General features: G+C 58.1%; 14 protein-coding genes and 2 pseudogenes. 9 read left to right on the plus strand and 7 right to left on the minus strand.

All coding sequences use genetic code 11. From position 1 onward, the window contains the following. Nucleotides 1–1,245 (plus strand): MFS transporter, encoded by a 1,245-nt coding sequence (locus ACQZ63_RS24770; protein ID WP_194287690.1) that lies wholly within the window; start codon nucleotides 1–3, stop codon nucleotides 1,243–1,245. 7 nt (nucleotides 1,246–1,252) lie between these two features. Here ACQZ63_RS24770 and ACQZ63_RS24775 read toward each other — a convergent pair whose 3' ends face one another. After that, nucleotides 1,253–2,164 carry a LysR family transcriptional regulator gene (locus ACQZ63_RS24775; protein ID WP_153516199.1) on the minus strand — a complete coding sequence of 304 codons (912 nt, stop codon included), beginning with the start codon at nucleotides 2,162–2,164 and terminating at the stop codon, nucleotides 1,253–1,255. Nucleotides 2,165–2,284: 120 nt separating this feature from the next. Between ACQZ63_RS24775 and ACQZ63_RS24780 the strand changes: the two genes are divergently transcribed. Genes ACQZ63_RS24780 through ACQZ63_RS24795 form a run of 4 tightly spaced genes read left to right on the plus strand, consistent with a single transcriptional unit; the run spans nucleotide 2,285 to nucleotide 5,253 of the window. Next, nucleotides 2,285–2,488: a rubredoxin gene (locus tag ACQZ63_RS24780; RefSeq protein WP_153516198.1), complete on the plus strand. Its 204-nt coding sequence runs from the start codon at nucleotides 2,285–2,287 to the stop codon at nucleotides 2,486–2,488. A gap of 14 nt (nucleotides 2,489–2,502) precedes the next feature. Next, a complete protein-coding gene (locus ACQZ63_RS24785; RefSeq protein ID WP_173998197.1) occupies nucleotides 2,503–3,714 on the plus strand; it encodes an NAD(P)/FAD-dependent oxidoreductase in 1,212 nt (403 codons plus the stop codon). Between the two features lie 36 nt (nucleotides 3,715–3,750). Further along, on the plus strand, nucleotides 3,751–4,491 hold the full coding sequence (locus tag ACQZ63_RS24790) for a hypothetical protein (RefSeq protein ID WP_153516196.1): 741 nt from the start codon (nucleotides 3,751–3,753) through the stop codon (nucleotides 4,489–4,491). Between the two features lie 30 nt (nucleotides 4,492–4,521). After that, on the plus strand, nucleotides 4,522–5,253 hold the full coding sequence (locus ACQZ63_RS24795; protein ID WP_173998199.1) for a transporter substrate-binding domain-containing protein: 732 nt from the start codon (nucleotides 4,522–4,524) through the stop codon (nucleotides 5,251–5,253). A 249-nt stretch (nucleotides 5,254–5,502) separates the two neighbouring features. Here the strand turns inward: ACQZ63_RS24795 and ACQZ63_RS24800 are convergent, their stop codons facing one another. The 5 genes and pseudogenes from ACQZ63_RS24800 to ACQZ63_RS24820 all read right to left on the minus strand — a co-directional run bounded on the left by ACQZ63_RS24800 (nucleotide 5,503) and on the right by ACQZ63_RS24820 (nucleotide 9,280). Next, nucleotides 5,503–5,730, minus strand: a complete 228-nt coding sequence (locus tag ACQZ63_RS24800; RefSeq protein WP_037103395.1) for a hypothetical protein — start codon at nucleotides 5,728–5,730, stop codon at nucleotides 5,503–5,505. Beyond that, a pseudogene (tnpC, locus tag ACQZ63_RS24805) lies at nucleotides 5,727–7,275 on the minus strand (IS66 family transposase). Before tnpC ends, ACQZ63_RS24800 begins: the two are co-directional and overlap by 4 nt. A gap of 71 nt (nucleotides 7,276–7,346) precedes the next feature. Then, a pseudogene (gene tnpB / locus ACQZ63_RS24810) lies at nucleotides 7,347–7,702 on the minus strand (IS66 family insertion sequence element accessory protein TnpB). After that, nucleotides 7,699–8,130 carry an IS66-like element accessory protein TnpA gene (gene tnpA / locus ACQZ63_RS24815; protein ID WP_168476191.1) on the minus strand — a complete coding sequence of 144 codons (432 nt, stop codon included), beginning with the start codon at nucleotides 8,128–8,130 and terminating at the stop codon, nucleotides 7,699–7,701. Before tnpA ends, tnpB begins: the two are co-directional and overlap by 4 nt. Before the next feature lie 235 nt (nucleotides 8,131–8,365). After that, nucleotides 8,366–9,280: a LysR family transcriptional regulator gene (locus ACQZ63_RS24820; protein ID WP_153516191.1), complete on the minus strand. Its 915-nt coding sequence runs from the start codon at nucleotides 9,278–9,280 to the stop codon at nucleotides 8,366–8,368. 122 nt (nucleotides 9,281–9,402) lie between these two features. Here ACQZ63_RS24820 and ACQZ63_RS24825 point away from each other — a divergent pair, with 122 nt between their 5' ends. From ACQZ63_RS24825 to pyk, 4 genes are read left to right on the plus strand one after another with little or no spacing between them, the layout of a single operon-like run. Beyond that, entirely contained in the window at nucleotides 9,403–10,704 is a 1,302-nt protein-coding gene (locus tag ACQZ63_RS24825) for an MFS transporter (RefSeq protein WP_173998201.1), read from the plus strand. A gap of 21 nt (nucleotides 10,705–10,725) precedes the next feature. Then, nucleotides 10,726–11,820, plus strand: coding sequence for a tartrate dehydrogenase (locus ACQZ63_RS24830; protein ID WP_173998203.1), 1,095 nt, complete (start codon nucleotides 10,726–10,728; stop codon nucleotides 11,818–11,820). Then, nucleotides 11,817–13,085, plus strand: a complete 1,269-nt coding sequence (locus ACQZ63_RS24835) for a glycerate kinase type-2 family protein (protein ID WP_173998205.1) — start codon at nucleotides 11,817–11,819, stop codon at nucleotides 13,083–13,085. The genes ACQZ63_RS24830 and ACQZ63_RS24835 overlap by 4 nt, the downstream gene beginning before the upstream one ends. An 8-nt stretch (nucleotides 13,086–13,093) precedes the next feature. Further along, nucleotides 13,094–14,542 carry a pyruvate kinase gene (gene pyk, locus ACQZ63_RS24840; RefSeq protein ID WP_173998208.1) on the plus strand — a complete coding sequence of 483 codons (1,449 nt, stop codon included), beginning with the start codon at nucleotides 13,094–13,096 and terminating at the stop codon, nucleotides 14,540–14,542. Here pyk and ACQZ63_RS24845 read toward each other — a convergent pair. Next, nucleotides 14,528–15,271, minus strand: a complete 744-nt coding sequence (locus ACQZ63_RS24845) for a GntR family transcriptional regulator (protein WP_173998210.1) — start codon at nucleotides 15,269–15,271, stop codon at nucleotides 14,528–14,530. The genes pyk and ACQZ63_RS24845 overlap by 15 nt on opposite strands. Between the last annotated feature and the right edge of the window lie 52 nt (nucleotides 15,272–15,323).

Here is a 15,323-nt window from a genome sequence, read left to right on the forward strand (position 1 = left end):
GTGGCGAGCGGAAGGAAATTTCGTGAATCCCGGCTCTTGAGGCTGCTAAGCGGGGGGCATTTCGCGTGGTACACGGCCGGAAACTGCCTCTCTCTTCTCGGCACGTGGATGCAGCGTATCGCTTGTAGCCTCGTAGTTTGGGATTTAACCCAGTCGCCATTCTGGCTTGGCGTCCTTGCTGCCGCTGACCTTCTTCCCACAGTCATTCTAGGTCCGGTTGGCGGTGCCGCCACCGACAGGTGGGACGCTCTGAAATTGAACAGACTCTGTCAGTTCGTCCTCACGCTGATCGCGGCGTCACTGGCTGCGTTATTCTACGCAAACCTGCTGAGCTTGACGTTTTTGATCTCGATTGTAGCGGTTCAAGGCTGTGTCATCGCACTGGGCCAATCGGCTAAAATGACGATCGTTCAGGAACTCGTCTCGCGAGACGACGTTCCGACGGCCGTTGCGATCAACTCCATGAATGTCAATCTAGCGAGACTTGTTGGACCTGCCTTGGCCGGCGTCGTGATCGTCAACATGAACGTTGCCTCGGTCTTTTTGTTCAACACGTTTGTCACACTGGTCTTCGTATTCGTGCTTCAAAGCGTTCAATCGGAAGGAGTTCGGCGAGAGCGACATTCTGGAAAAAATGTCGTGACCGAAATTGCCGAAGGCTTTCGATACGTCGCTTCAAACGCGGATATGCGGGTGATGCTGATGCTTCTGTTTGCGGGCGGCATGTTCGTTCGAGCTATCGCCGAGATGCTGCCAGCGTTTGCCGCACATCTGTCATTGGTGCCGGCGACTGGCCTGGCCGTGCTAACCTCGTCCATGGCATTCGGATCAGTCATGGCAGGTCTGACCATGAACTCTTACCTTTCGACATCGAGACTTCCATTCCAAATAACATGGGCCTGGTTGCTGGCGTCGGGTGCCGCCGGCTGCTTCTCTGGCACGAACTCGATATGGGTGCTCGCGTTTTTCGCGATGCTCATGGGATATCTTACATCGGTAAGCTTGATCGCTACCCAGACTTACGTCCAGCTAGGGACACCATCCGCGTTGAGGGGACGAACGCTTAGCGTCCACGGCCTTATTTTCCGCGCCAGTCCATCTTTAGGGGCCCTTGTTCTGGGATTCAGCTCCGAGTTCCTCGGGCTCCGGATACCGGTATCTTGCAGTGCCGCGGTTATGTTCGTAGTCGCTTTGCTATGTCTGCCCAAAGCGTCAAAGATGCGGTTCCGTCCGGACGATGTTTAAGCTCACGTTATTTGGCCTCCGGGTTTAAAAGCTCGAAGCTGAGGTCTCGCAATATCCTGAAGGCGGCTTCGTGCAGACGGTTCGGGAGCCTTCTCGCCGGCTGCACGAGCTGGACAGAGAGGATCAACTCAGGACCAACGATCTTGCGAAGTTCCAAGTCATGCCCGGCGTCTGGCCCCTTGGAGGCGAGGGTACGAATTGACGCCACCGTGTATCCATAGCCATCCCTTACGAGGTCAAACATCGTATCCAAGGGATCGAGCTCGAAGACGATGTTAAGCTTCTGGCCGAACCGCGCCAATTCTGAGTCGAGTAGCACCCGCGTGCTGTTTGGCCGGCACGCTATGACCATCGGAACGTCGGCCAGAGTTTCAACGTGCACGGGCTGGTCATCATTGAACACGCCCTTCCGCCCTATGAGATAGAGGTTCTCGTCAACGAGGTCGTGGATCTCCAACATCGGCGAGGACGGTGCGTCGTACATGATCGCCATGTCGAGCCGTCCACTGAGTATCCACTCCTGGAGCTGGTTCGAGCGACCGTGGACGAGCATCACCTGGGCATCCGATAATTCCTCTCTCAGCCGGCGTATGAGAGCGGTTGCAATGGCAGTAGAAATCGTAGCGGGAAGCCCAATCCCCACTTTGCCGGACTTTCCCGTCCTTGAATTCTCGATGTCCTCGTATGTGCGCTCGATTTGGCGAAGAATGCCTCTCGCGTTGTCGAGAAGACGTTCACCTGCCTCCGTCAGTTCGACCCCGCGTCCGTTACGAAGAAGTAACGGCTCTTTCAGCTCGGTTTCAAGGTTTCGCACTTGGCGGCTAAGCGCCGGTTGGGCGATGTGCAGGAACGCTGACGCTCGGCTGAAACTACCAAGCTCAGCCACTCTCACGAAGTAGGAAAGCTGCTTTATATCCATATCATCCGTTCCATCAAAGCTATGCCAATTTGTTATGACTGATAGTAGAGCAGAACATCTGGCGATACCATGCCCTGTCGTCTAACTTGCGAGAAATCTAGTGTGATGGGAGGAGTCTCGATGGTGCCGTCAGCGCAAGTCGCCGAGAGAGGCGACTATAAAATATGGCAATGCGTGCTGTGTGCCTACGTTTACGACGAAGCTCTTGGCGATCCAGACGGCGGGGTAGGGCCTGGTACACGTTGGGAGGACGTTCCGGACGATTGGGTTTGTCCTGAGTGCGGGGCTCGCAAGAGTGAGTTCGACATGGTCGTCATCGGATAAGAGATCGTATGCCCATGTCGGGAATCCTTATAATTGGCGCCTCTCATTCCGGCGTCGCTGTGGCTGCGGCGCTTCGGACAGCCAAGTGCGACGCCCCCATAACGTTGGTGACCGAGGAGGCCGTTCTCCCTTACCATCGTCCGCCGCTTTCGAAAGAAGCTCTGTCCAAAGATGAATTCGCGCCGACGTTCCTCCGTCCCGAGGCGTTCTACGTCAACAACAGTATCGACTTGCACCAAAGTGTGAAAATCGTTGGATTGAATCTTGAGGGCGAATACGCAGAAACCTCGCGCGGCGATCGTTTCCACTACGATCGCCTTGTTCTCGCCTGCGGAGCGGAGCCTCGACGCCTACCGATTTCTATCGATCCGGGCGACGTCGCGAACTATCTGCGCACGCATGAGGATTTGGTCGTTTTGAAAGCCAAGCTAACACACGCGAGGTCGATTGTGATCGTGGGGGGCGGCTTGATCGGCATGGAGATTGCCGCAATAGCCTTGTCGAAGGGCCTCTTGGTAACGGTGGTTGAGGCTGGTTCCAGAATAATGGAGCGCACCGTCAGCAAATCCATCTCAAACTATATCCTGGACCGCTATCTGAACAGAGGAATGCGCGTCCTGCTCGGTAGTGGCGTGGACTCGATAAGGAAGAACAACGACGGGATTGCGAACGCGGTGATATTATCCAACGGCGAGCAAATCCAGTCCGACATTGTCGTAGCCGCGATCGGAGCGGCGCCACAAGAAACGCTAGCGCGTGAGGCAGGCTTAAAAGTTGACAACGGAATTCTTGCCTCAGAGTACGGACAGACCTCTCACCCTGAAATCTACGCCGTCGGTGACTGCTCCGCTTGGTTCGAACCTCAGCTCGGGCGCCATTTTCGCAACGAGGCTGTAAATCCTGGGCAGGATCAAGCAAAAATCGTCGCGGCTGCGATTATGGGAGCGGAGATGCCTCCTAAACGCCTACCTCGCTTTTGGTCGCATCAGGCGGACATCCAGATCCAGATGTCCGGCAACGTCAACGACACCGATATGGAGGCCGTGCTGAACGCCCCTGCGAGCGGAGCCTTCTCGGTTCTGGGCTTCAGGGACGGTCGTCTGTTGGCCGTTCAAACGATCAATGCGCCGCAACAGTTCGGCAAGTTGCAGGACATGATTGGCATGGACCGAGATGCCATCTCGTCCGCGCTCGACGTCGAGTTCCCACCCCCACATCGTCATTGAAGAATTCTCGGCTAGAAATATTAGAAGGATAATCCGATGCAAGCTGCATCCTACGCTGAAAAAGAACCGTTGCGATTCCGCCGTGGCCAGTCATGGAAAATCAACATGTTCGGTAAGAATTCGGACATCGCAGCCCCCGATCCTCAAGCCTTCCGCCTTGATCTTAACGCTCATCAGAAGCTCGAATCCCACTTTCATATCGTCGATCAGTTCCAGGTCTTTATTGCTGGTAGTGGCATGATCGGCCGGGACGAAGTGCGCCTTGTAACGGTGCACTACGCCGATCATCATACGGGATACGGTCCGCTGATCGCGAGCGAACAGGGGCTATCTTACTTGACCTTGCGTAGCAAAACGGACGCCGGGCTTGTGTACCTGACGACGCCAAACGTTCGTGAGAAGCTCAAGCCGACAAAACGGCGTCACCGTACTTCGGAGGCCGTCGCTTTGTCGATCGAACCCGTCTTGCGCAACCGAACCGAGCTGACGGTGGACACGGTGATTGAAGAACAGCCGGGTGACGACGGAATGAACTGCAAGGTGTTTCGCCTTGGGCCCAACATGCAGGTGCAGACGCCAGATACGAACGGCGGCGGCGGCCAGTATCTGATCGTACTGAACGGTAACCTCGTTCACGACGGAGAGACCTACAAACCGTTCTCGCTGCTTTTCGTAAGGCATGATGAGCCAGCTCCTACCATAATCGCTGGCGAGGACGGACTAGAACTAATGGTTACGCAGTTCCCGATCGAAGACTCGTGGATGAAGTCCATCTAGTTCGCCAACGGTAATTCGAAGGAAAAGGCATTGACCAACCTCGACCAAGAGGCCGTTCGAAAGCAGCTCGCTCCCACTGGGACGCTGATATGCGCTCTCAATCACGGGAATGTCGTTCTAGTACGGCGCGGACAATCGGACGACAGCCCTACCGGAGTTTCTGTGGACATTGCGAGAGCAGTCGCAGACAGCCTTTCTCTCCCCATCCGCTTTCGCCACTACGATAAAGCGGGTGATGTCTCCGGTAGTGCAGGCAACGGAGAGTGGGACGTCTGCTTCCTTGCTATCGATCCCAAAAGAGCGGAACGCATTGCATACAGCGAGCCATACGTTCAGATCGAGGGGGCATATCTGGTACCTCGGCTCCAATCCATTATCACCTTGGACGACTTCGGGCGAAGCAATTCACGGATCGGTGCGGTGCGAGGGAGCGCCTACGAACTCTTCCTTTCTCGGCAGGGCTGGGCGGGGAGAATCGTTCGCTTTGATTCATTTCCCCAAGCGGTGAACGCCCTGGAAGCCGGAGAAGTCGATGGGTTGGCCGGCGTCCGTCAAGCAATGCAGAAGGTCGCCGACGAAAAGCATGACCTGGAGGTGATGGGCGAAGCGTTCATGGCCATACCGCAAGCGGTCGGCGTTAGTTCAGACCGGCCGATTGCCGCAGAATATATCGCGGAACTTATCCGCCGGATGAAAGCAAGTGGTTTCATTCGGAGGTCTCTCGATCTAAGCGGTCATGAAGACGTGGTAGTACCTGCCTAGCTCCAGAGATTAAGCAGAGATATCACTCGGCCTTGTATCGGCCAGCTGCAACTTAGTGCGCTCACTGCCGATAATTGCCCTGACTTCCTACCAGTCGAACTGGAACGTTTCACCGGTTCACGAATGCCAGGTGGCAAACGTGTCACGGCCGATCTGCTGTTGACGGGGCTGTTGTTTGCAACCTGATGACCGACCAGTTGAAGGTAAGCGCTGTTCTGGGGCCACGGGAGCGGACGTCAGCGTGTCCAGCTATTTTGTGCGCTGCTGAGCAGCTAGCCTTTCCGCTTCTGCCAGTGCGGCAGTTTTGCTTTTGAAAGGACCGATATCGTTTTCTTCCGTGTCAGGCAGCCACTTTGCAAGGAACCACCAGCCTCCAGATCGATAACTGGTGCTGCTTCTCACTGATCCGATATTCTTCGCAAAGAACCAGCCCGTGTCGATGCCGTCCTGCTCCCATGAGATGTTCTGCTCTGTCACGGTGCACTCCACGTCTGTTCTTCTATTGGGACCATTTTATCGGTCCTATATGACCACGGCAACAACTCTTCGAGCTGGCTGTTGGGATGGCCATTGACTATTTTGGTGAGCACGTCGGCGAGATAACCAAGCGGTTCAACGTCATTGAGTTTTGCGGTTTCGATGAGCGAGGCGATGGTCGCCCAGTGCTCGGCCCCCGCATCGGAGCCTGCAAACAGCGCGTTCTTGCGATTGAGGGCAATCGGCCTGATGGATCGCTCGACAGTGTTGGACGATCTCGATCCGGCCATCGTCGATAAATCTTGTCAGCCCATCCCAGCGTGACAGGGCATAACGGATCGCCTCGGCCAGTTTTGTCTTCTGGCTGATGAGGCCAAGCTGTTCGCGTAGCCAGGGAGCCAGGCTATCGGTGATCGGACGGCTTTTTTCTTGCCGAGCGGTGCTGCGCTCTTTGTGCGTGCGGCCACGTATCTCGTCTTCGATCTTGTAGAGTTCGGCAATGCGTCTGAGTACCTCGGTGGCAATAGGTGCGGGACCGGCGGCCGCCAGTTCGTAAAAGCGCCGACGAACGTGCGACCAGCAGAAAGCCAGCGATACGGTGTTCTTGGCAGCCAACGGGCGATAGCCGCTATAGCCGTCTACCTGAAGAATGCCGACGAAGCCGTCGAGATGGGCCATCGGACGCTCGGCTTTGCGATCCGGCGCGTAGACATAGACGACGCCGGGCGGATCGGTTCCCTGCCAAGGCCTGTCATCGCGGGCATACGCCCAGAGCTGGCCGGTCTTGGTCTTGCCCCGTCCCGGATCAAGAACCGGGGCCGTCGTTTCGTCGGCGAAGAGCTTGGATGATGTCTTCAAAAGGTCGAGCAGCCGTTGATGAACAGGCCGCAGGTGCCAGGCGGCCCGGCCGACCCAATCGGCAAGCGTCGAGCGGTCGAGATCGACCCCTTGCCGCTTGTAGATTTGCGCTTGGCGGTACAATGGCAGGTGATCGGCATACTTGGAGACCAGAACCTGGGCGACGGTTGCTTCGGTCGGAATACCGCCTTCGATCAGCCGGGAGGGAGCCGGAGCCTGAACCACGACATCCTCACAGGCCCGGCAGGCATACTTCGGGCGGCGCACGACCAGCACACAGAACTGGGCGGGGACAATGTCGAGCTTTTCGCTGACGTCTTCGCCAATCCGATGCAGATCATGGCGGCAGCCTGGACAGGCGTGATCATCGATATCGACGACCATCTCGATGCGTGGCAGGTGAGCTGGCAATGAACCCCGGTTCGTCCGCCGTTTGGCAACACGGGCCTGGCGCTCAGGGGCAGAGGCTTCTTCTTTCGCTTCCAGACCATTCGCTTCGACCTGCTCGGCTTCTTCCAAGCCCAGAAGTAGCTGATCTTCGGGAAGCGTTTCGGCGCGGCGACCGAACCGGTGGCGCTGCAATTCCTTGATGATCTGACGCAGGCGGGCATTCTCCGCCTCGCGCGAAAGCACCATCGCTTTCAGCGCGTTCAGGTCATCCGGAAGCTCGTCCGCCCTTGTCGTCATGGGACAAGAACAGCATATTTTGCCTCGCAAAACGAGCTATTGGATGCGGCTGATTCAATTGCTCGCGGCCGCTATCCGGCCTTAACGGGGGTGCGCGTTTCGATTGGCGCATGCACGCGTTTCCAATCGAGTCCCTCGAACAAAGCCGAGAATTGCGCGGCCGTCAGATGCATCGCGCCGTCCTGCATTCGGGGCCAATGGAACTCGCCATCCTCAAGCCGCTTGGCGACCAGGCATACGCCACTGCCATCCCAGAATATCAGTTTGATGCGGTCGGTTCGCTTGGCCCGGAACACATAGATGTGCCGGAGAACGGATCAGCACCCATCTCGGCCTTCACCAATGCGGCCAATCCCTCTGCGCCTTTGCGGAAGTCGACGGGCTTGGTGGCGATCATGACTTTCACCGCACCAGACGGGCCAATCACGACGATGCCTTCATAGCTTGGATGACCGCTGCGATGGTCGCGCTGTCCGTGCCAGATGCGATCCTGAGTAGCGCACCGTCAATCTCCAACTCGATGGCGACTGCTAGCGGCGTGCTCTTAGCCATCGTCTTTCGCCGTCTCAAAGGCATCTCTGCAGGCTTATCCATCACCGCTGGCACGAACATCGGCGTTGACGTCTGCTCCGATGGTTTCCGCGACTGCCGCCGCCAGGTGAACAACTGACCAGGCGACAAACCGTGCCGCCGCGCAACAGCACTGACCGACATCTCGCCGCTATGACTTTCGGCAACAATCTGAAGCTTCTCCTCGTCGCTCCATTCGCGGCGGCGACCTGATCCAGTGAAAACCTCAAACCGCTGCACCATCTCATCGGCCTTGGTGCTAGGCGTAAACCCTGTAATCGTCATATGTCGAAGCCCTGTTCGGGCACAACATCAACGATAAGCCGGCAATCCGGAAGGTGGGAGGAAAACAGCGCTTACAGTTGAAGTCCTTGGTCGCCGGATAAGCTTGCTGGCAGCCTATGCGAAGATGGTCTCAACCCCATTCGGGTCTGCCCGGAGCGATCTGTGGGTTCACCTATTACAATGAAGATTACGGTCGCGGCCTACCCCATACCTGCTAGAAGCGCGTCGCATGCGGTTAGGCCTGCTCCGCATATCGCCCGATATTTTTATCGAGCAGTTCCAGCAACTGGTCCCGCCCCGCATCGCGAACAGCTTTGGGCCATGCTACAGCGAGCGGCAGTTTTCGCAATGATGATACATCAGCGCTCGCAAGAGGAACAAAGGTCACTCCAGATACTGCCAGTTTCGCTGTCCAGCGAGGAACGATGGCGGATCCGATGCCTGCTGCAACGAGGTTTATGATTGTCTGCTTCTCGTCGGCAATCTGGGCTATACGCGGGTGCAGCCCGACATCCTGGAACAGCTTCATCGTCAGGTCGTAGCTGTGCGGGCGAGAGCGACGCTCGGGCACGATAAGGGGCTCGTCTCCCAATTCTTTGACGGATACGCGGTTGCTGGCCGCTAGCGGATGCGTGACGGCAAGGGCAATAACGGGCGTTTCATGCACCAGGGTGCGAACGGACAGATTGCGGCTCAGTCCCTCTCGGGGCCGAATGAAGACGATATCCAGTCGCCCGGCAATCAATTTTGGAATGAGGCGGATGGACTTGTCCTCGACCAGTTGAGTGACAATGCCTGGACACTGCTCACGGAAATCGTGCAGCAACGGCGGTATGAGGCCTGCTGCGGCACTGTCGATCGCGCCGATGCGCAGCACGGTCGCCTGCTGGTTTTTCCTGGATCGAAACTCTTCCGCGAGTGCTTGCAGGCGATGGAGAAGGGGTCTCACCTCTTCGAGCAGGGCGGCTCCGTCTTCCGTTAACGAGACACTCCGCGTCGTACGGGACATGAGGCGGGTACCCAGGGATTCTTCGAGCAATCTGACATGCCTTCCCAAGGATGCTGGGAGCAATCCCATTTTTTGAGCTGCTCTGCCGAAGTGCAGTTCTTCGGCAACTGCTACAAAGCACTTCAATTGTTCTAGTTCCATGGCGCACCGATTGTATCATTTGATTATATAATTAGAGCAACATGGCGTTGAAGGGAAGCGAGGATTAGCGTCTGTTGATGACGCAGGAGGTGCGTCGAATTGATCATTGGGAGGAGTTCGCTATGAATGGCGACCTGGAGACGCGCGTCCTGCGCAAAATCACTCTGCGCATCGTGCCGTTCATTATGGCACTTTATCTCATCGCCTTCATCGACCGGGTAAACATCGGCTTTGCGGCATTGACGATGAACGAGGATCTCGGGTTTTCGCCGACCGTATTCGGCATCGGCGCAGGCATTTTCTTCATCGGCTATTTCCTGTTCGAAGTGCCTTCGAACCTCATCCTTAACAAGGTTGGCGCTCGCATCTGGATCGCCCGCGTCATGATCACCTGGGGACTCGTCTCCGGTGCCATGGCTTTCATTCAGGGAACGACAAGTTTTTATACGCTGCGTTTCCTTCTCGGTATCGCGGAAGCCGGGTTTTTCCCAGGCATCATCCTCTATCTCAGCTTTTGGTTTCCCGCCCGTCGCAGAGCAGCGGTAACGGCGATGTTCATGGCAGCAGCACCGATTGCGACAGCCATTGGGTCGCCGATTTCCGGTGCACTGCTGGAGATGCACGGATTTCTGGGTCTCACCGGTTGGCAGTGGATGTTCCTGATCGAGGCAGTTCCTGCGATCGTGCTCGGCGTGGTCGTGCTGTTCTACCTGACCGACCGCCCGGAGAAAGCTAACTGGCTGACGACCGAAGAGCGGAACTGGCTGGTGGAAGCAATGGTTAAAGAGAACGCTGGTAAGTCGAAGGCGAGCCACAGTGTGTGGTCGGGCTTGGCGGATCGGCGCGTTCTTGCCCTTGCGCTCGTCTACTTCGGCACATCCGCCGGCCTTTACACGTTGGGAATCTGGGCGCCGCAGATCATCAAGGAGTTCGGTCTGTCGTCCTTCCAGGTAGGCATGCTGAATTCAATTCCAGCGATATTCGCTGTCGTCGGCATGGTTCTATGGGCACGCCATTCCGACAAGTCGGGCGAAAGAACTTGGCATGTGGTGGCCGCCTGCCTGCTCGCCTCGGCGGGGCTTGCCTTCGCGACCGGTGCAACCACTGTCTTCGCCGTCCTTGCTGCGCTGACCCTGGTCAATATCGGAATCAGCGCGTCGAAACCACCGCTTTGGAGCATGCCCACGCTCTTCCTCTCCGGGCCGGCGGCCGCAGCGGGTATTGCCACCATCAATTCGATTGGCAACCTGGGTGGCTTCGTTGGTCCGTCGATGATCGGCTGGATCAAGGACGTCACCGGCAGTTTTGCGGGTGGCCTCTACTTCGTCGCCGCATTGCTGGTCGTATCCGCGATCGTGACGCTCGTGCTGTCGCGCACCGCATCGGAAAACGGGGCCAAGGTCGCCTCAGTCCAAAATCGTTAAATCTCAAAGTGGAGCACAGACATGCGTGAATACAAGATTGCAGCGATCCCTGCGGATGGGATCGGCCCTGAGGTTATAGCTGCGGGCCTGCAGGTTCTGGAGGCGCTGGAACAGCGCAGCGGTGACTTCAAGATCCACTCCGAGAGCTTCGACTGGGGTTCGGACTATTATAAGAAGCATGGCGTGATGATGCCGGCCGACGGGCTGGAGAAGCTGAAGACGTTCGACGCGATCTTTTTCGGTGCCGTCGGCGCTCCGGACGTTCCCGACCACATCACGCTGTGGGGCCTGCGCCTGCCGATCTGCCAAGGGTTCGACCAGTACGCCAATGTGCGCCCGACGAAGATCCTGCCCGGCATCACGCCGCCCTTGCGCAATTGCGGTCCGGGCGATCTCGACTGGGTGATCGTGCGGGAGAACTCCGAAGGCGAATATTCCGGCCATGGCGGCCGCGCCCATCGCGGGCTGCCGGAAGAGGTCGGCACGGAAGTGGCGATCTTCACCCGCGTCGGCGTCACCCGCATCATGCGCTACGCCTTCAAGCTGGCCCAGGCGCGTCCGCGCAAGTTGCTGACAGTCGTCACCAAGTCGAACGCCCAGCGCCATGGCATGGTCATGTGGGACGAGATCGCGGCCGAAGTGTCGAAGGAATTCCCGGACGTCAGCTGGGACAAGATGTTGGTCGATGCGATGACGGTGCGCATGACGCTGAAGCCGGAGACGCTCGACACGATCGTTGCGACCAACCTGCATGCCGACATCCTGTCGGATCTGGCTGGTGCTCTCGCTGGCAGCCTCGGGGTTGCGCCGACGGCCAACATCGACCCGGAGCGCCGTTTCCCATCGATGTTTGAGCCGATCCACGGATCTGCCTTCGACATTACCGGCAAGGGTATCGCCAACCCGATCGCCACTTTCTGGACTGCCGCGCAGATGCTCGAGCATCTGGGTGAACGCGACGCCGCCGCACGGCTGATGAGCGCCGTCGAGCGCGTGACCGAAGCGGGCATCCTGACCCCCGATGTCGGTGGCACCGCCAACACCAGCCAAGTCACCGAAGCCGTATGCAACGCAATCGCAGGATCGAATATCTTGAAGATGGCCGCTGCAGAATGACCTGGAACGATGTGTCCGCTCGCCAGGTGCTGCGTCGAATTTTTGACGCAGCCGTTGCCAGCGCGGATCCGAAAATAGCTGTTGTCAACAACCTCCCAGAGCGTCCCAGAGGTCGCTGCGTTGTGGTGGGAGCGGGCAAGGCGTCGGCTGCGATGGCGGCTGCGGTCGACGCCGCCTGGCCCGATGTCGATCTCTCGGGCATCGTGGTCACTCGCTACGGCCACGCCGTTCCGGCGGGACGCATCGAAATCCTGGAGGCCTCCCACCCCGTCCCGGATGAGATGAGCATCAAGGCTGCAGAGAAGATTTTCGCTGCGGTTCAGGGCCTTGGTCCTGACGATCTCGTGGTGGCTCTCATCTCCGGCGGCGGTTCGTCATTGCTTGTATCGCCTGCGGGCAAGATGACTTTGGCCGACAAAAGGGCGGTCAATCAGGCGCTGCTTGCCAGCGGTGCTACCATCTCCGAGATGAACACCGTCCGTAAGCATCTTTCCGCTATCAAGGGAGGCCGTCTGGCCCGCGCAGCACTGCCAGCAAAACTGGTGACACTGGTCATCTCCGACGTGCCGGGTGATGATCCATCGGAGATCGCCTCGGGTCCAACGGTCGCGGATCCGACCACCTTGGCAGACGCAGCAGCCATCGTCGCCCGCTACGGCATTGACCTGCCCGAGTCTGCGCGCGCAGTGCTGGTGCAAGGCAACGAGACGCCTAAGGCAGAGGAGGTCGCAGGCGAGATTCGGCTGGTTGCTGCCCCCTCGATAGCGCTCGATGCGGCCGCCGCGGCTGCGCTAGATGCCGGCTTGTGTCCACTTATCCTCGGAGATGCCCTGGAAGGTGAGGCTCGCGAAATGGGGCGTGTCATGGCGGGCATCGCGCTATCCGCGCGCGACAAGGGCCTGCCTGTAGCAGCACCTGCCATCATCCTGTCCGGTGGTGAGGGCACTGTTTCCCTTGGTGGCATGACCGACGGGCGAGGTGGAAGAAATACGGAATTCCTTCTAAGCCTTGCGGTTGCCCTTAAGGGAGCTTCCGGCATCTGGGCCATCGCCGGTGATACTGATGGTATCGACGGTGTCGAGGATGCTGCCGGTGCGCTGGTCGCGCCGGACAGTCTTATCCGAATGCGCGATGCTGGTATCGATCCACGGGCGACCTTGTCTACCCATGATAGTTACACGGCCTTCAAGGCCATCGGCGACCTGGTGGTCACAGGCCCAACGCTTACGAACGTCAACGACATCCGCGCAATTCTCATAGGTTAGGTTTGGACATGTTCATACGCAACAACCGGCGATCAAAGATCGTCGCGACGGTCGGACCGGCGTCAAGTTCGCCCGACATGCTTCGCTCACTGTTTCTCGCCGGTGTCGATACGTTCCGCCTGAATTTCAGCCATGGTGCCCGGGCCGATCACGCGGAAGTCTATAGGAACATCCGAGCTCTCGAGCAGGAGCATAATGCTGCTATCGCCGTGCTGCAGGATCTTCAGGGTCCGAAGATCCGGATCGGAGTTCTGGCACATGGCAGGCTCGATCTCGCACGTGGATCCACCATCGGATTTATCCTTGGCCGTGAGGGTGGTGAAGGAACGAACGATATTCCGCTACCTCATCGGGAAATCTTCGAGGTGGCGGTGCCCGGAATGGACCTCCTGATCGACGACGGTAGAATAAAAGTCCGGATCATGGAGGTGATGGACGGGCGGCTTGTTTGCGAGGTCCTCAATGGAGGCGCCTTGTCGAACCGCAAGGGTGTCAACGTACCCGGCGCTGTCCTCGACATTTCCCCGCTCACGGCGAAAGATCGTGAGGACCTGGAATTCGGGCTCGAGCTCGGCGTCGACTGGGTCGCACTTTCTTTTGTCCAGCGTGCTCGCGACATGGTGGAAGCCCGGTCCCTTGTTGAAGACAGGGCTGGCCTCATTGCCAAGATCGAGAAACCGTCTGCCTTCGATGACATCGACGATATTGTCAGGCTTTCGGACGGCATCATGGTTGCGCGAGGCGATCTCGGCGTCGAGATCCCGCCGGAGGATGTGCCGGGTAAACAGAAGGAAATCATCCGTGCATGCCGCCTAGCGGCCAAGCCTGTGATTGTTGCCACACAGATGCTCGACTCGATGGTCAGTTTGCCAACGCCGACGCGTGCTGAGGCCTCGGACGTTGCCGGTGCCATCTATGATGGGGCGGATGCGGTCATGCTTTCGGCTGAGTCCGCAACAGGCGCCTACCCGGTGGAGGCGGTCGAAATGATGAACCGGATCATCGAGAAGACGGAAAAGCACAAGCACTACCGGCCGATCCTTGAGGCAACGGAACCCGATGTCGCTCAATCACCGCCGCATGCAGTTGCCACTGCGGCAGCCAACGTTGCCGTGGCTCTGGGATCGCCGGTTGTGGTGGCCTATACATCGAGCGGAACAACCGCGGCCAGAATTTCGCGTGCCAGACCGGCATTGCCAATTCTGGCTCTCACTCCGTCCGAACAAGTCGCGCGCCGGCTCAACATGTTCTGGGGGGTTGTCGGCGTGCGATCACAAGATGTCCACACCTATGAGGCGTCGCTGCTTCATGCGCAACAGGCAGTGCAGGAAGCAAAGCTGGCAAGTCCCTCCGATCACATCGTCATCGTGGCGGGATTTCCATTCGCGCAACAGGGCAGCACCAACAATCTCCGCGTCGTTCAGATCGCCGCAACCGACAACCTAGAGATTGCGTAGATTGTATCGAGCAATAAGGGGGATCAATGCGTCATGAGCATGTTTGCGGTGCAGCCGTGCGGCGCGGCTCGCCGCATCCCCATCACCCTGCTCGATTGCTTCTATGATTTCCGCATGCTCACCGGCCGAGTGCAGCGGCAAGGGCCGTAGGTTGAGGGTGAACATGCGGGCGCGATGCAATTGATCGGCGACGGTCCCCGCCATCCGCATGAGGCGGCTGTTTCCGCTCTCTATTACGAGGGCCTGATGAAAATCCTCGTCGGCCACAGCCCATCGTGGAAGGTCGTTGTCCGCCAATGCCTCAATCATCCGCTTTGTGGCGGCCTTCAGAAGCTGGATGACGGGCGCGCGTTCCTCCATCGGCAGCCGGGCGAGCCGTGCTGCCGCTGCACCCTCGAGCGCGGTGATGACTTCGTAGATTTCCTCAATGTCCGCAGGAGACAAGGCACAGATGATGATGCCCTTCTTGGGAAGTATCCGGACCAGTCCGTCTTCCTGCAGTCGCGCCATGGCTTCGTGCACCGGGGTTCGGCTCATGCCGAGCTGACGCGCAATTTCAATTTCCGCGGCTTGGTACCCAGGGGGAAACGCGTTGGAGCGTATCGCCTCCTTGATGGCGAGATAGGCGGCAGAAACCCGACCCGAACCGTTAATGTCGGCGTTTGCTGAATTCTGTTCTGTGGCCGGATCGCGTGGCGCGGCTCCGGGAATGTCGATCGTCTTGATCATGAACTGCCTGTCGTTGTTTCAAGGCTCGTTATAGCCGCTCTCCTGGAGCTTG

The sequence above is a fragment of the Agrobacterium sp. CG160-95 genome (assembly GCF_053521725.1).

Bases quoted from the DNA above. Each gene is read 5' to 3' on its own strand.
- ACQZ63_RS24835 (WP_173998205.1), top strand. From the start codon at position 11,817: ATGACCTGGAACGATGTGTCCGCTCGCCAGGTGCTGCGTCGAATTTTT.
- ACQZ63_RS24785 (WP_173998197.1), top strand. From the start codon at position 2,503: ATGTCGGGAATCCTTATAATTGGCGCCTCTCATTCCGGCGTCGCTGTG.
- ACQZ63_RS24780 (WP_153516198.1), top strand. From the start codon at position 2,285: ATGGTGCCGTCAGCGCAAGTCGCCGAGAGAGGCGACTATAAAATATGG.
- ACQZ63_RS24825 (WP_173998201.1), top strand. From the start codon at position 9,403: ATGAATGGCGACCTGGAGACGCGCGTCCTGCGCAAAATCACTCTGCGC.
- pyk (WP_173998208.1), top strand. From the start codon at position 13,094: ATGTTCATACGCAACAACCGGCGATCAAAGATCGTCGCGACGGTCGGA.
- ACQZ63_RS24830 (WP_173998203.1), top strand. From the start codon at position 10,726: ATGCGTGAATACAAGATTGCAGCGATCCCTGCGGATGGGATCGGCCCT.
- ACQZ63_RS24775 (WP_153516199.1), bottom strand. From the start codon at position 2,164: ATGGATATAAAGCAGCTTTCCTACTTCGTGAGAGTGGCTGAGCTTGGT.
- tnpA (WP_168476191.1), bottom strand. From the start codon at position 8,130: ATGACGATTACAGGGTTTACGCCTAGCACCAAGGCCGATGAGATGGTG.
- ACQZ63_RS24820 (WP_153516191.1), bottom strand. From the start codon at position 9,280: ATGGAACTAGAACAATTGAAGTGCTTTGTAGCAGTTGCCGAAGAACTG.
- ACQZ63_RS24790 (WP_153516196.1), top strand. From the start codon at position 3,751: ATGCAAGCTGCATCCTACGCTGAAAAAGAACCGTTGCGATTCCGCCGT.
- ACQZ63_RS24845 (WP_173998210.1), bottom strand. From the start codon at position 15,271: ATGATCAAGACGATCGACATTCCCGGAGCCGCGCCACGCGATCCGGCC.